9 protein-coding genes are annotated in these 15,443 nt (G+C 57.8%); 6 read left to right on the top strand and 3 right to left on the bottom strand.

Annotation, left to right across the window (positions count from 1 at the left end; genetic code table 11):
• Positions 1-13: 13 nt before the first annotated feature.
• Entirely contained in the window at positions 14-3,469 is a 3,456-nt protein-coding gene (locus tag OHL23_RS21245) for an FG-GAP-like repeat-containing protein (RefSeq protein WP_263353970.1), read from the top strand.
• Positions 3,462-4,892, top strand: coding sequence for an amidase (locus OHL23_RS21240; protein WP_263353969.1), 1,431 nt, complete (start codon positions 3,462-3,464; stop codon positions 4,890-4,892). The genes OHL23_RS21245 and OHL23_RS21240 overlap by 8 nt, the downstream gene beginning before the upstream one ends.
• A 780-nt stretch (positions 4,893-5,672) precedes the next feature.
• Here OHL23_RS21240 and OHL23_RS21235 read toward each other — a convergent pair.
• The 3 genes from OHL23_RS21235 to OHL23_RS21225 all read right to left on the bottom strand — a co-directional run bounded on the left by OHL23_RS21235 (position 5,673) and on the right by OHL23_RS21225 (position 8,137).
• Complete coding sequence (locus OHL23_RS21235; RefSeq protein ID WP_263354135.1) at positions 5,673-7,295, bottom strand: cellulose synthase family protein; 1,623 nt, start codon at positions 7,293-7,295, stop codon at positions 5,673-5,675.
• Between the two features lie 117 nt (positions 7,296-7,412).
• Entirely contained in the window at positions 7,413-7,847 is a 435-nt protein-coding gene (locus tag OHL23_RS21230; protein ID WP_263353968.1) for a PIN domain-containing protein, read from the bottom strand.
• On the bottom strand, positions 7,844-8,137 hold the full coding sequence (locus tag OHL23_RS21225; protein ID WP_263353967.1) for an AbrB/MazE/SpoVT family DNA-binding domain-containing protein: 294 nt from the start codon (positions 8,135-8,137) through the stop codon (positions 7,844-7,846). The genes OHL23_RS21230 and OHL23_RS21225 overlap by 4 nt, the downstream gene beginning before the upstream one ends.
• Before the next feature lie 179 nt (positions 8,138-8,316).
• On the opposite strand from OHL23_RS21225, the gene OHL23_RS21220 reads away from it, so the two are divergent.
• The 4 genes from OHL23_RS21220 (at position 8,317) to OHL23_RS21205 (ending at position 15,437) form a co-directional block, all read left to right on the top strand.
• Entirely contained in the window at positions 8,317-10,146 is a 1,830-nt protein-coding gene (locus tag OHL23_RS21220) for an acyl-CoA dehydrogenase family protein (RefSeq protein ID WP_263353966.1), read from the top strand.
• Positions 10,147-10,378: 232 nt separating this feature from the next.
• A complete protein-coding gene (locus OHL23_RS21215; RefSeq protein ID WP_263353965.1) occupies positions 10,379-14,005 on the top strand; it encodes a protease pro-enzyme activation domain-containing protein in 3,627 nt (1,208 codons plus the stop codon).
• Positions 14,006-14,368: 363 nt separating this feature from the next.
• Positions 14,369-14,764, top strand: coding sequence for a YtxH domain-containing protein (locus tag OHL23_RS21210; RefSeq protein ID WP_263353964.1), 396 nt, complete (start codon positions 14,369-14,371; stop codon positions 14,762-14,764).
• A gap of 160 nt (positions 14,765-14,924) precedes the next feature.
• Positions 14,925-15,437, top strand: coding sequence for a hypothetical protein (locus OHL23_RS21205; protein ID WP_263353963.1), 513 nt, complete (start codon positions 14,925-14,927; stop codon positions 15,435-15,437).
• Positions 15,438-15,443 lie beyond the last annotated feature (6 nt).

Raw genomic sequence — 15,443 nt, 5'->3', positions numbered from 1 at the left:
AGGAAGTCTGGAAATGCGAATTCGTTCTTCTCTATTGTTCTGTGCGTCTCTCTCTCTCGTGTTTGCGGCGGGTTTTTGCGGATCGGCTTTGGCGGCCGCGAATCATGATGCCGAGGCTATCCGGCTCAATAACAATGGCGTGGCGCTGATGAATCAGCAGCAGAATGAGCGCGCGGAAGCCGCATTTTCGCAGGCTTTTGCAAAGGACAAGACGCTGGCTGAAGCGGCGTTGAATGACGGTATTGCACTGCTTTATCTGCAGAAGCTGACGGAGGCAGAGGCTGCGCTGAAGCGTGCGCAGGTGCTTGCGCCGGGCAATCCTAGGGTTTGGTACAACCTTGGGCTGGTGCAGAGGGCGGCGAACGATGTGTCGGCGGCGCTGGCGAGTTTCCAGCGGGCGGTGGAGCTTGATCCGTCGGATGCGGATTCGCTCTACTTTGAGGGCGTCTGTTTGCAGGATCAGAAGCAGTTCCCTCAAGCGATTGCTGTGTTTACGAAGGCGCTCGACAGGAATCCGCAACATGCTTCGTCGGAGTTCGCTCTGGCGAGAGCATTGCAGCGTTCGGGGCGTGCTGATGACGCGAAGCCGCATTTTGTGCGCTTTCAGCATCTGACGAGTACGAAGATTGCTTCGGCTCTGGGACTGAGTTACGGCGATCAGGGGCGCTACTCGACGGCGGTTGCAGTGAATGAGCAGCGGAAGGCGCAATCTGCGATGATTTCGGTTCATTTCACGCGGCAGTTATTTATAGCTGGGGCAGCGAGCCGGGATGCGGAGAGGAGCAGCGGCGGCGCTTGTGTGATGGATGTGGAAGGGGATGGGATCTATGACCTGGTGCTGATGGAGAGCGGTCCGCAGGCGATCCGCGTACTGCGCAGCCATGGTGATGGGCATTTTGAAGAGTTTGCCGCGGAGAAGGCTGGGTTGGGGCTTTCGGGTCATGCTGTTTCGTGCGCTGTGGGAGATTTTGATGGGGATGGGTTGCCGGATCTTGCCGTGGCGCTTGAGGACCGGTTGGTGTTATTTCACAATCTTGGGCATGGCCGCTTTGAGGATGTGACGCAGGCTGCGGGCATTGCGCCTCGCAATCGTCCCGAGGGAATTACGTTCGTCGATTATGACCATGATGGAGATCTGGACCTGTTTGTGACGGGGTCGCCGCTGCAGGCTGGCTCGGCCTCGAATGTGCTGTGGCGCAATAACGGCAACAAGACGTTTACGGAGTGGACGGAGTCTGCGGGATTGGGCGGCGGGGGGCATACGAGAGCAGCTTTGCTCTCAGATGTGAACAACGATCGGGCGGTGGATCTGGTGGTTGCGGGCGATGGTTCGGCGCCGACGGTCTATCTCAATCCGCGCGAGGGTAAGTTCAACGTGGAGCCGTTTGCAGCGGCGGGTGGGGCTGCGAATTCGGTCGGTGTGGCGGCGCTTGATTTTGACAAAGACGGTTGGATGGATTTGGTGGTGACGCAATCGATAGCTCCCGGCTTGAGTCTCTGGCGCAACAAAGATGGGAAGAGCTTTGAGCCGGTTGCGTTGCCGATGCGGGACGCAACTGCAGCGTGGGGGGTGACGCCGATTGATTTCGACAACGACGGATGGGTGGATTTTGCTGCCGTTGTCGAGACGAAGCATGGCGCGGAGGTGCGCGTTTTTCGCAACCTGGGTGACGGCGGGTTTGAGGATGTTAGCAAGTCGCTTGGTTTGGATCACATTGAGTTGAAGGATCCGCGGGCGTTGATTGCGATGGATGTGAATGGGGATGGTGCGGCGGATCTGATTGTGACTTCGGCGAGTGGTGAGCCGGTGTGGCTGAAGAATGAAGGTGGGAACCGGAACCATTCTGTGCGGATCAAGCTGACTGGGTTTGCGGATAACAAGACGGCGATTGGCGTTAAGGTAGAGGCTTATTCGCGGGATAACTGGCAGAAGTGGGAGATAGCGGGTGCGTCGGGGTATCTAAGTCAGGGACCGCCTGAGGTGTTGATCGGATTGGGCGATGCGGATGGAGTCGATCTGCTGCGGTTGTTATGGCCTACGGGCGTGCCTCAGGATGAGATCAATGTGGCTCGGAAGCCGGTGGTGGATTATACGGAGGCGGATCGCCGCGGGAGTTCGTGCCCTGTGTTGTTTGCTTGGGATGGTAAGCATTATGGGTTGGTCACGGATACGATTGGCGCTGCGGTGGTGGGGCATTGGTTTACGCCGGAGCGGCGTAACATTCCGCGTGCGGATGAGTGGATCAAGGTGGAGGGTTCGCAGTTAGCGGAAACGAATGGTCGACTTAGCCTGCGCTTTGCGGAGCCGATGGAAGAGGTGAATTACATTGACCAGTTGCGGCTGCGGGCGATTGATCATCCGGAGGGGACTGAGGTTTATCCGGATGAGCGCTTTCTGGATGATCCGCCGTTTGCCTCTGGTGGTGTGGTTGTCAGCGGGGCGGCGCGTCTGCCTGCGGGCGTGTGGGACAGCGAAGGGCGCAATGTTCTTAGCTTGCTGGCTGCGCGGGATCATAAGTTCGTCAGCGATTTTACGAAGCTACCTTATGACGGCTTTGCGAAGGAGCATTCGCTGGAGCTGGAGTTAGGGAGTGTGCGCCGGGATGCGCCGCTGCGATTGCTGTTGACGGGGTATGTGGAGTATTTCAGCGCGACTTCTTTGTACTCGGCATGGCAGGCGGGGATTGCGCCGGTTTCGCCGTATGTTGAGGCGCAGTTGGCGGATGGAAGCTGGCAACGGATCGATAAGGAGATGGGCTTTCCGGCGGGGCTTGAGCGGACCATTGTTGTGGATTTGAGCGGTAAGCTGCCGGTGGGGGCGCATCGCATTCGAATTATGACCAATCTGCAGATCTATTGGGACCAGATACTGGTGGATGATGGGCCGAATCAGAAGGCTGCGGTGCATGAGACGGAGATTCCGCTGGCTCAGGCGCGGCTGAGGTTCCATGGGTATCCGCGGCAGATTGAGGGCGCGAGTCCTGGGGATTTGAGTTACAACTATGACGAGGTTAGTCTGACTGGGCCATTTCAGCGCCAGCGGGGAAGTTATACGCGGCTGGGCGATGTTACTCCGCTGCTGAATGCTGTTGATGACCAGTTTGCGATCTTTGGCAGCGGGGAAGAGATTGCTGCGGAGTTTGATGCTGGGGCTTTGCCGCCGTTGCCGCCGCACTGGAAGCGGGACTATTTCTTCTATGCGAACGGGTATGTGAAGGATATGGATTTTTATGACGCTTCGCCGTTTACGGTTTCGCAGTTGCCGTTTCATCAGATGAGCACTTATCCGTATCCGCAGAGTGAGTCGTATCCGGCGGATCGCAAGGCGATTGAGTATCAGTTGGATTGGAATGACCGCTTTGACAGCGGCGAGCCTGCGCATTCGTTCTTGTTTGATTATCGGTTGTGGCCTTCTACGCCTTCGGATACTGCGCTTTCGCCAATCACAAAGGCGGGCGCGCATGAGTGAGTTGGTGCTCGCTTCGGCTGCGCGGCAGTTGGAGGCTTTGAGGGCTGGCAGGGTTTCGGTTGCGGAGCTTGCTGAGGCGCATATTCGGCAGATTGAGCGGCTCAATCCGGTGCTGAATGCGATTGTGGATTTTGATGCGGAGCGGGTGCGCGCGCAGGCGCGGGTGCTGGACGCGGCGGATAGGGCTGATGGTGCCATGGGTCTGCTGCATGGGCTGCCGGTGACGATCAAGTCGTCTATCTCGACGGCGGGTTATCTGTGTGAGATTGGGAGCACGATCAATCGCGGGGATGTGGCGAAGGAAGATGCCGAGGTTGTATCGAGGCTTCGCGCTGCGGGGGCGCTGATTCTAGGGACTACGAATTGTCCTGAGTTTCTGATGGCGTATGAGACGGACAATCTGCTGCATGGGCGAACCAATAATCCATGGGATCTGGAGCGGTCGCCGGGTGGGTCGAGTGGCGGGGAATCGGCTGCGATTGCGGCGTGCATGTCGGCGGCGGGGTTGGGCAGCGACAGTGGTGGATCGGTGCGGCTGCCGGCGCATTTTACGGGTATCTGCTCGCTGAAGCCGACGCCGGGACGGGTGCCGGGGCGAGGACATCTGCCGCCTTGTGTGGGGCCGTTTTCGATCCTTGGGGCGGTTGGGCCGATGGCGCGAACGATTGAAGATGTGACGCTGCTGTTTGAGACGCTTGCGGGGCATGATGCTCTCGATCCGGCGAGTGCGCCTGTGCCGTTGCTGAAGCCGAAGTTAGCGGATTTGCGCGAGCGGACGATTGGGTATTTTGAAGACGATGGGCTGGTGCCGATGACGGCTGAGACGCGCCGGGCAATTCAGGACTCTGTTTGTGCGTTGAAGGACGCGGGGTTTCGCGTAGAGACGTTTCGGCCGCGCACGCTGGAACTGCTGCGCGAGTTGTGGTGGAAGTTTTTTGTGAGTTGCGGAGCTACCTTTTACCAGCCGACAATTCACGGGCAGGAAAGTACGCTGAGTCCGATTTTTCGGGAGTTTCTCGGGATTGCGCGGGCGGAGGGTGATCTGAGCGGGGCTGATTTGCTGAGTGGATGGGCTCAGCTTGACCTTGTACGCAGTCGAACGCTGCGGGAGATGGAGAGATATCCTGTCCTGCTTTGTCCAGTGGCGAGTATTCCTGCGTTCAGGCATGGGGAGAGACGCTGGACGGTTGAGGGCAGGGAAGTGGCTTATCTCGATGCGGTGCGGCATACGCAGTGGTTCAATGTGCTTGCCGCTCCGGCGGCGGTGGTGCCGGTGGGTCGGTCGGCGGAGGGGTTGCCGATTGGGGTGCAGGTGGTGGCGCGGCCTTATGAGGATGAGGTTGCGCTTGCGGTTGCGGGGGTGCTGGATGAGGCTTTTGGGTATCGGCATCCGCCGATGGCGATGAAACAGACGACGAGTTGATAGGATGCGAGCCGGAGGGTGATCTCTCCGGCCAGTTTCTGGGAGGTAGGTTCCGAGCAGCTGACCCTCCAGGCGAAATGTCTTTCGTTCGGGGCTGATGATTTATATCTGTTCGGGATCTCGCTCGAGAAGTAGAACGTATGGAGCAAATATGGTACGAAATGAAGTCAAAGAGCTATCAAGAATGGGACGGCTTCCCTCCGAGGAAGAGTCGATCCAAAATCCGTCTCCCCTTCTCGAAAAGTACCAGCAATTGCTTTTGTCGATAGAAAAACCGGTGACTGATGAGGAAGCGAAGGTGCTAACGGAGGTCTTTGGTATCGACGGTTGTTTTGGGCTGGGTTGGACGCTGCTGCATCTGATCGAGACGGCGCCCAATTGGCCCATAGATGAGAATTTGAAAAACGTTGAAAATGAGTGGATCGAGAGACTCAAAGATCGCGCGGAGCGATGGCGAGACGCCGGGTATCCGGCCCGGTCATTCTACAAGGAGATAGGTTTGCCCGACCCAAGAGCGAATCGAGATTCAATAAGGTGAGGCGTATCGACGTTAGAACCGAAGAAGTGGAACACGTGACTCTTTGCCAGCTTCTCCTCCGACATTTGCAGGGGCGGAGCACCTCGTGCAAACAGCCAAAGTCCGGATTCCGGTTGATTTATCGGCAAAGCGGAACTGATTCTTAAGTTGGTGCTTGCGTGGTGGTCTCCCACCCTAATGTGCAAAGTGTGCACATAGGGTGGGGCACCCGAAGTGTTTTTGGAATGTTAAGTGAAAGCGCGCTAAACGCCAACTGGGAAGGGTTTGGGGCTGGATTCGTCGGTGTTTGTGCTGCCGGACTTCCAGCGTTCGAAGCGGCCTTGCAGGAGGCTCATGAGGCCGGTGTACCAGTAGCCGATGACGAAGAGCACGAGAAACGGCGCGGTGAAGAAGTTGTTATTCATGAAGGTATACACGATTGCCAGCGCGAAGTAGCAGCCGATGGCCAACTCTACCCAGGGCGTCAGCAGCAGCCGTTTGCGGTACTTGCCGGCCTTGGATTTTTCGCCCTTCTTAGCGACGGAGTATTTGGGCGTGCGGGCGAAGGCGCTCTTGATGCCGAAGAGAGCTTCCATGACTGCTTTTGTGTTGGTTACGGTCAGTCCGATTCCGAGGGCCATGAGGAAGGGCAGGTACAGGAAGGTCTTGAGCCAGGATTTTGGGAAGAGTTCGCGCTGGCTTACGACATAGAAGACTGCGATGGAGAGCGTCGATGCCGTGAAGAGCGGCAAGTCGATGAACAGCATCTGAAACCAGCCCTGGTAAAAGCGCACGATCATGGAGGGGATAAGGAGCGCGGTCATTACGACCATGAGCGGGTAGCTGATGTTGGCTGTGAGGTGGTAGACGGCTTCGATTTTGATCTTGCGCGGGACGTTGGAGCGGAAGATAAGCGGCAGGACCTTGATCGAGGTCTGAATGAGGCCCTTGGCCCAGCGCGCCTGCTGAGTCTTGAACGCGGTCATCTCGATGGGCAGCTCGGCGGGGCATTCGATTTCGGGCAGGTACTTGAACTTCCATCCGGCGAGCTGCGAGCGGTAGCTGAGATCGGTGTCTTCGGTGAGGGTATCGTGCTGCCAGCCGCCTGCGTCGGTGATGGCGGCGCGACGCCACATGCCGGCGGTGCCGTTGAAGTTGAAGAAATCGCCGGAGCGGGCGCGCGCGCCGTGCTCGAGGACGAAATGGCCGTCGAGGAGGATGGCCTCGATGCGGGTCAACATGCTGTAGTCGCGATTGAGGTGCGTCCAGCGGGTCTGGACCATGCCGATGGCTGGGTCGGTGAAGTGGTGGACGACCTTCAGGAGCCAGTCGGTGGGCGGAACGAAATCGGCGTCGAAGATGGCGATCAGGTCGCCTTTGGCCACTTTCAGGCCCGCGTCGAGCGCGCCGGCTTTGAATCCGTGGCGGTTGGTGCGGTGCATGTAGACGATGGGGTGACCGAGGGCGGCGTATCGCGCGACGATATCGGCGGCGACCTGCTGCGTTTCGTCGGTGGAGTCGTCGAGAAGCTGTATTTCGAGCTTGTCGGTGGGGTACTGCATGGCGCAGATGGCTTCGATGAGGCGTTCGGTGACGAACTGCTCGTTGTAGATGGGCAGTTGCACGGTGATCCGCGGGAGTTCGTCGAAGTAGCCGGGCGGGTTGGGGTTGTAGTCCTTTTTATGCTTGTAGTACAGGTACACCAGCGTGTAGCGGTGGATGCCGTAGATGGCCAGGATGATCATCACGGCGAAATACGGGATCAGCAGGGTGGCGTCGAAGGCGTTCCAGGTGTAAAGCCCCTTAAACGTCTGGTCGGCGTACTGCGACCTGAGAAAGTGACGCCAGCCATTCTGGGGGGCGAACAGGGCCAGATGAAGCGCCATCGGCAGCCGGAAAAAGAGACTGTTGGCGAGGTTCAGATTGGTTGCGATCGCAGCGAACAGAACGGGCCTCCGGAAATTCTCCCCTGGTTCATGATACGGCAAGTAGCGCAACTGGAATCAGTCGCTGCTACCGGCCTCTTCGAGCGCCTCAGGGAATCTTGCTGGCGGTTCAACTCTCAAGCCGAGGATCGTTTTGCCATACCAGACTCCAAAGTGCTTTCGGTCCCCTGTCACGAGGAAGTCCGCTCTTGCAAGGATGGCAGAGGCAAGCACAGGCTGATCTTTCTCTGGTAGATGCGTTGGGTCTGCCAGAATCGGTGTCTTGGGGAAATCGATAATCCTCACTCTTTTGAGAAGCATGCTGAGTCTATCTAGTTGCTCGCCGGGATGAAGGTTGCGCTTGCACTCAGTGAGGACGTAATCGGAGGTTATCAATTCAATGTCTGGAATACGCCAGAGCCTGGTGACCTTGCTGTTGTCTTTCCAGGAAGCCGAAATCAGGACGTTGGCGTCAAGGAACAACCGGATGGGACGCAGGTGAGGATGCTTCATCTAGGCCAGCGCAGGTGGTCAATTGAGTCCGGATCGATGCCCATGGCTTCCACTTCCTTGCGCGCATCGAGATAATCCTCGTCATCCATTGCGTTGTTCAGGAAGAACTCGGCGAGGCGCTCGGGGGTGTAGATCTCGACCTCGATGGTGGGGGTGATGGCAGGACGCATGAGGATGCCGTCTTCGCGCTCTTCGATGAGCATGGGACTGCCCTCGTCCAGCTTGTACCGTTTGCGCAGCTTGGCGGGGATGACGACGGTGCCGCGTTTTCCTACGAGAATCGTCTGCATAGGTGAAACCTCTGTGTATTCAGAATATCTGAAATTCTGAATATCTGTAAACGGTTTCGAGATAGTGTCTGATCGGCAACGTTCAGACAAGCTGTGGTTGTTTTCTCAGCGCGCCGCACCTTGGTTTGCTCATCTCGCGGCGGATGGCGTAGTGTTCTGGCAATTGGAGAAATCTGCTGATGGCCACTGTGACTTCTTCGCCTGTAAGCCTCATCGCAGCCGCCGCGGGCGGTAGTTTTTTGCTGGAAGATCGCGCTCCGGAGGAGGTCTTGACCCCGGAGGATCTGAGCGTCGAGCAACGGCAGATCGCTGAAACGGCCGTGCGCTTTGCGAGAGAGCAGATTTTGCCTGCGTCGGCCCAGATTGAGGCGAAAGAAGACGGGGTGATGCGCGGGTTGCTGGCTCACGCGGCGGAACTGGGTTTTACCGCCGTCGATGTGCCGGAGGAGTATGGCGGGCTGGGGTTGGACAAGACGACCTCGGCGCTGGTGGCGGATCACATCTCGGTCAATGCGAGCTTTTCGACGGCATTTGGGGCGCATGTCGGCATCGGGACACTGCCAATAGTATGGTACGGAACGGAGGCGCAGAAGCAGCGTTATCTGCCGAAACTGGCTTCGATGGAGATGGTCGCGGCGTATGCCTTGTCCGAGGCGACTTCGGGCTCGGACGCGATGAACATCCGCACGCGGGCTGTGCTTTCGCCGGATGGAACGCAGTACGTCCTCAACGGCGAGAAGATGTGGATTACCAATGCCGGATTCGCGGATCTGTATACAGTGTTTGCCAAGGTGGATGGGGAGAAGTTTTCGGCGTTCTTGGTGGAACGGGGCACACCTGGTTTTTCTGTCGCGAAAGAGGAGCACAAGCTGGGGATTCGCGGCTCGTCGACCTGTGCGCTGGTCTTCTCCGACTGCCGCATTCCGGTGGAGAATTTGCTAGGCGAGGTGGGCAAGGGGCATCACATCGCTTTCAATATTCTCAACATGGGCCGGTTCAAGCTGGGCGCGGCGTGCGTGGGAGGGGGACGGCAGGCGGTCGAGCTGGGAATCCGCTATGCGAAGGAGCGGGTGGCTTTCGGCAAGCCGATTGCGGAGTTTGGGCTGATTCAGCGCAAGATTGCCTCGTGCGTCACGCGGCTCTATGTGACCGAGAGCATGACCTATCGCACCTCGGGGATGATGGATGCGGCGCTGGCTGCGTTGAGTCCGGAGATTGCGCATTCGCCGCGGGAGATCCAGAAGCGGATTGAGGAGTACGCGGTCGAGTGCTCGATTCTGAAGGTCTTCGGCTCGGAGATGCTGGATCACCTTGCCGATGAGCTGGTTCAGATCATGGGCGGGTATGGCTATGTAGAGGATTACCCGGCTGAGCGCATCTACCGCGATGCGCGGATCAACCGCATCTTTGAAGGAACCAATGAGATCAACCGGCTGATTATTACAGGCTGGCTGATGAAACGGGCGATGAGCGGACAATTGCCGCTTTTGCCTGCCATCAAGCGGCTGATGGATGAGATGATGGAGTCGCCATCTTTTGACAACGAAGACTCCGATGCGCCGCTGGCGCGGGAAGCCAAGGTGCTTGCCAGCCTGCGCAAGCTCTTTTTGCTTGCGGCGGGCGCGGCCTCGCAGCGCTACATGACCGCCTTGCAGGATCAGCAGGAGGTGATGGCCGATCTGGCCGATTGCATCCTGGCTATATATGCGCTGGAGTCGGCGCTGTTGCGGGCGAGGAAGCTGGCGGGAAGTTCGCGCGGCTCTTCTTCTGGCTCAATTTCGGGCGCGGCTTCGATTGTCGCGGTGATGACATCGGCCTTCGCAGACGAGGCGATGGCAACGGTGGAACAGGCGGCGCGGCGGGTGCTTGCGGCCTCCGCCGAGGGCGATGCGCTGGCGATACAACTCGGTGTATTGCGCAGGTTGAGCAGAATTGTGCCGGTTGATGCTATTGCGGTAAATCGCAACATCGCAGGTTACTTCACTAATCTAGGGCGATACAAAGTTTAAAAATCTGGCAAGTTATTGACAACAAACCCGCAATTTCTTTACGTTCGTCATACACTTGCACTACGACCCAGAATCACCACACGCTTCTTTGTAAACGAGTTTGCTTTCTGCACCTCGCTTTGCGGCTACTTGTGCGAAGAAGCGGTGGGAATAGTTATTAGCTCCTCGGAAGAACCATGTCCGGCAAGCAAATCGCGGGATTTCCCGCATTGATCTCCCATTGAGGTTTCGCATGAATGCTCTCCCCCCTGCATTCTCGTCGGCACGGCGTCGTGCGCGTTGCCTGGTGCTCTCACTCAAACCGGTGTTGCTTCTCGCAGTTATTCTGCTCCTCTCCTCAACCGCAATGTACGCGCAATCCAACCGCCCGGGCTTGATTGCCCAGGCGGTGGATGAATCTGAACTCGTAACCCTTGCCGGGAACACTCATCCGCTGGCGACGCTTGCGGCCGACCGTGGCGCGGTGCCTGCATCGACGGCCGAAGACCGAATGCTGCTGGTGCTGCGACGCAGCCCGGAGCAGGAGCAGGCTCTGAATATGCTGGTTGAGTCGCTGCACGACCCTAATTCTCCTAATTTTCATCAATGGCTTACGCCGGCGCAATTCGGGGCGCAATGGGGCGCAGTTGACTCGGATATCACTGCGGTGACCGCATGGCTGCAGTCGCATGGTTTTGCGGTCAAGGGCGCATCGGAGGGGCGCACTGTGATTGAGTTTTCGGGTACGGCGGGCCAGGTGCAAGAGGCTTTTCATACCGCGATTCATCTCTATGAGGTCAATGGAGAGATACACCACGCTAATGCCAGCGATCCGCAGATTCCGGCAGCTCTGGCTCCGGTGATCGCGGGGGTTGCGAGGCTGAACGATTTCTATCCGAAGTCTACGGTGAAGAAAGGGCCGCGCGGCATTTATGATTCGGCTGCCGGAAAGATCCGGCCGGATTTCACGGCACCCGAGTCGCCGTATAACGTGCTGTTTGTAGGGCCGGCCGATGCAGCAACCATTTATAACTCGCCTAACAAGGCGCTGAACCCATGGGCTACCGGCACCACGTATGACGGCACCGGAGCCGTGATCGGGATTATTGGGGACTCCAATATTACGACCAGCGTCAATGCCAGCTATCGTTCGCTGTTTGGTCTTGCCGCCAATACTCCCATGGTCAAGTTAGATGGTACGGACCCAGGCGAAACCAAAGACGCGCTGGAAGCCTACCTGGATACGGAGATTGCCAACGGCATCGCCCCCAATGCCAAGCTGTACCTCTACATTGCTGCGAGCACGGGTTCGACCTTCGGCGGAGATATTGCCGCGGTCAAAGCCCTTGATGACAACCTTGTCGATGTGCTGAATCTCAGCTTCGGTGAGTGCGAGGCGGGTTTGGGCACCTCGGGCAATGAGTTCTATGCGACGCTGTGGGAGCAGGCTGCCGCGCAGGGAATTTCGGTTACGGTGTCCACGGGCGATTCCGGGTCGGCTGGCTGTGACGATCCAGACCCTACGGTAGAAACGCAAGCCAAGTATGGTTTGCAGATCAATGGGTTGGCGTCAACTCCTTATGACACGGCGGTTGGTGGAACCGACTTCGCGGCGCTGATCGGTCCCGATGGGAGCGGCTCTGATTTCACGAAGTATGCCTCGACGACAAATAACGCGAAAACTCTGCGCTCGGCTCTGGGGTACATTCCTGAGGTTCCGTGGGACGATTCCACCATCGCATATCCACCTGGGCCAATATCGACGAATATCGCTCTTACCGGCGAGTACGCGAATATTGCCGCAGGGAGCGGAGGCAAGAGCAGCTGCGCGGTAGGCTCGATCGATAGTCACGGCAACATCACATGCACCTCGGGGTATGCAAAGCCATCCTGGCAATCGGCTCCGGGAGTGCCGACGGACGGGGTTCGCGATATTCCAGATGTTTCCTTTTTCGCTTCCGATGGACTGCTTTACAACGCGACTTGGGCGATCTGCACGGATCTGGAAAAGGTGGGTAGCAGTCCTATCACAGAGTGTGTGCCCGGAGCGGACGGTCTTCCAGATGGCGAGTTTTATATCCAGGGAGTGGGGGGCACATCGGCAGCCGCGCCAACTCTTGCGGGCATTCTAGCCCTGGTTCGTCAGAAGACCGGCGAGCGGCAGGGTGTCGCCAACTATGCCTTCTACAACCTGGCCCGGACTTCGCCCGGTGTCTTCCACGATGTGACTACGGGAAACAACTCTGTTTCGTGCAAATCAGGAACTCCCAATTGCAACAACTATGGAGGGAACTACTTTCTATCCGGGTACAACGCAGGGACCGGATATGATCTTGCGACTGGGCTCGGAAGTATTAACGTTTCAAGCCTGCTTTCGAAATGGGCCAGCGCAGGGCTTTCTCCGACGGCGACGAGGCTGACGATTTCTCCTGTCTCGCTGGAACATGGCGCGATAGCAACGGCTGACGCTACCGTGACCAGCGCGAATGGCTTCGAGTCTGGGGCTGTCACATTGACTGCCAGTGTGAAGGCTCCGGAAAATCCGCTGCTGGGCACCTTTCCGATCGATACCTCTGGTTCGACGGGAAGCCTCAAGTTGAATTCTCTGCCAGGTGGGAGCTACTCGGTCGTTGCCAGCTATGGCGGATCGACGCAGGACGCCAAGAGCGTCTCAGCGCCTGTGAATGTGAACGTGACCGCAGAGCCGAGCAAGACGGCTCTCACGATTGCTGCCACGAATCCTACTTCCGGCGCTCCCTGGACAACGGGCACCACACCCTATGGATATCCGTTCACGATCACGGCGCACCCGTATGGTGTGAACTCGCCCGTGGTGAGCGGTGTGGTCGTGCCGGATGGCGACGCTACCGGCAGCGTCAAGTTCACTCGGGGAAGCGCCGCGCTCGCAACGGTGACGCTTGCGTCCGACGGTCTGGCCGCGCTCACCAACTATTTTCCATCGCCGGGAAGCAACACCATCGAAGCCGCATACGGCGGCGATCCAAGCTTCAAAGCCAGTTCGGATTCCATTTCGTTCGGAGTCGTAAAGGCGACAACGGAATTGAAGCTGTCTGTGAATGAGACCAAGTACGATGGCAAGCCGTTTGTCTTTACTGCCGCGGTGAGCACCAATAGCGTGGGTGCGCCTCCTACCGGAGAGGTTGAGTTGAAGGTGGGATCGAAGGTCGTTGCGGAGGGTTCGCTGGTTGGGGAGGGTGCGACAAAAACCGCCCGAGCCAGTGCTATGGCCACTATTTCCACCTTGGATTTGCCTACTTCCAGGTCGAATGTCGTCGCAGTCTATGTTGGGGATGCCAATTATGACGGGTCAACGTCGAGTGCTGTCTCGGTGACGGGCCGTCCGAGTTTTGTGTTGAGCAACATCAGCGTTCGATTGCCGGCGGAGCATTCAACCGCAGCTCCGCCGATTCTTACCACCTCGGAGGGCGGTTATGCCGGGACGATCAACTACACGTGCAAGCTCACCACCAAGACGACGACGGCAGCTCCGCCCGAATGCTCCATGTATCCGGCGACGGCGACTCTGGCGGCGGGAGGCACCGCCGGTCCGCTGATGTTGATCTTTGGGAAAGGGACCAAGTTGCCAACCAGCACAACGACCAGCAGCAATGCCAGATGGTTTGGTGCCGGAAGCGCGGTGCTGGCTCTCAGCCTGCTATTCGGGATTCCTGCAAGACGCCGCGGCTGGAGGTCGATGCTGTCGGCGATCCTCCTGCTGATCTCTGTCGCGGGGTTCAGCGCCTGCTCCAGTTCGGCAAAGATGATTACATCCGGGACTTATACCTTCACGGTAACGGGCACAGACTCGAAAGACAGTACGCTCACCTCGACGGCAACTGTATCGGTCGAAGTGTTGTAAGTCTTCCGAGACGGTAACCAATCATCTTCAGATAGGAAGGCCATCGCAGGACGGGATGGCCTTCCCTGTTTTCCGAGGAAGTTTATTGCACACAGTCGCTTGCATCCCTGGAAGCGGATCGGAACGGCTGCTATCGCAGCAGCGCGGGAAATCCACTGAAACAGCACCAACTTGCTCAAATTCTGGACTGGATCACAGCAATTGAGCATAACAGGGCAACATGGACTCGCAACATCGCGTCCAATGGAGGTGAGTAAGGGAAGGGAATTGATCTACACTGGCTGAGCGCAGTGAAAAAGCTTCCTGCACTCGCGGGATTTTAGTCTCAGTCCTACTTCAGGTTTTGCGAAAGGAGTTTCCTTCATGGCAACGGATAATCAGCAGGCATTTGGATGGTTCCTTGCAGGTCTTGGGATTGGCGCACTGGTTGGCATTTTGTATGCGCCGAAGAGCGGTCGTGAGACCCGCGAGGATATAGCAGCTACTGCCAAGGACGGCACGGAGTATGTGCGTGTTAGGGCGCGTGAAGTGGCAGACCAGGCGAACGTTCTCGTCGAGCGTGGCAAGGGCCAGGCCGTCGAATATGTTCAGCGAGGCAAGGAAGTCGTGGAGCGCGGGCGCGCCCAGTGGGAAGACTTCGTGGATCGCGGCAAGGGTTTCGTTAACGATCAGACTGTGAAGGTTGCGGCTGCCGTTGATGCAGGCCGTCATGCCTATCAGGAGACAACTGCGGCTCCGGGCGAAGGACCAATCTCCTAGCGCCGGTTTCCAATTCCGATCTCTCCGTCCTGAGCGAACTCTCTTCGGAATTGTTCCTCATTCATGTTCAGGATGCCGCGTCAACACGGCATCCTGTACATTTTTATTGCCGACCGGAGGAAGAACTCCGTCTGGCCGTCGATTCAGCGAGACCATCCCGATGAATACCGAAACAATTCTGATCGTCTTCGTCGCATTCACGGGCGTGGCAGTTCTGCTGCAGGCTTGTGTGCTCTTCGCGATTTTTATTTCGTTGCGTAAGACAGCTCAATCCGCAGCGCAGACGGCTGAGGATCTGAAGGCGACCGTTCTGCCAATGGTGCATTCAACGCGGGAACTGGTGGAGCGTATCAGTCCGCAAATCATCACTGTTTCCGCCGACCTCGCTGAATTGACGGCGAGTTTGAAGAAAGAGACACGGGGGGTCAGTTTCTCCGCAGCGGAGATTATGCAACGCGTCAGTCGCCAGACTGAGCGGCTGGACGAGATGTTGACGAATGGCCTGAATGCCGTGGACCGTGCAGGAGCGGTAGTCGAGGCAACCGTAGCCGCACCGGTGCGCCAGGTCAATGGAGTACTGGCGGCGATAAAGGCTGTCATTGAAACGTATCGTTCGGATGTTCCCCGCCGTAAATCCGAGCCTTCGAATGGACAGGATGGCGCTGGAATCTGAGCTGGA

Origin of the sequence: Acidicapsa acidisoli, assembly GCF_025685625.1 — a bacterium.
Classification (GTDB): Bacteria; Acidobacteriota; Terriglobia; order Terriglobales; family Acidobacteriaceae; genus Acidicapsa; species Acidicapsa acidisoli.
This window is presented reverse-complemented; position numbering and strand designations above follow the sequence as displayed.

What these genes read in the sequence shown, in the direction of transcription:
- OHL23_RS21210 (WP_263353964.1), top strand. Translation starts at nt 14,369, where the DNA reads ATGGCAACGGATAATCAGCAGGCATTTGGATGGTTCCTTGCAGGTCTT.
- OHL23_RS21235 (WP_263354135.1), bottom strand. Translation starts at nt 7,295, where the DNA reads ATGGCGCTTCATCTGGCCCTGTTCGCCCCCCAGAATGGCTGGCGTCAC.
- OHL23_RS21205 (WP_263353963.1), top strand. Translation starts at nt 14,925, where the DNA reads ATGAATACCGAAACAATTCTGATCGTCTTCGTCGCATTCACGGGCGTG.
- OHL23_RS21215 (WP_263353965.1), top strand. Translation starts at nt 10,379, where the DNA reads ATGAATGCTCTCCCCCCTGCATTCTCGTCGGCACGGCGTCGTGCGCGT.
- OHL23_RS21245 (WP_263353970.1), top strand. Translation starts at nt 14, where the DNA reads ATGCGAATTCGTTCTTCTCTATTGTTCTGTGCGTCTCTCTCTCTCGTG.
- OHL23_RS21225 (WP_263353967.1), bottom strand. Translation starts at nt 8,137, where the DNA reads ATGCAGACGATTCTCGTAGGAAAACGCGGCACCGTCGTCATCCCCGCC.
- OHL23_RS21230 (WP_263353968.1), bottom strand. Translation starts at nt 7,847, where the DNA reads ATGAAGCATCCTCACCTGCGTCCCATCCGGTTGTTCCTTGACGCCAAC.
- OHL23_RS21240 (WP_263353969.1), top strand. Translation starts at nt 3,462, where the DNA reads ATGAGTGAGTTGGTGCTCGCTTCGGCTGCGCGGCAGTTGGAGGCTTTG.
- OHL23_RS21220 (WP_263353966.1), top strand. Translation starts at nt 8,317, where the DNA reads ATGGCCACTGTGACTTCTTCGCCTGTAAGCCTCATCGCAGCCGCCGCG.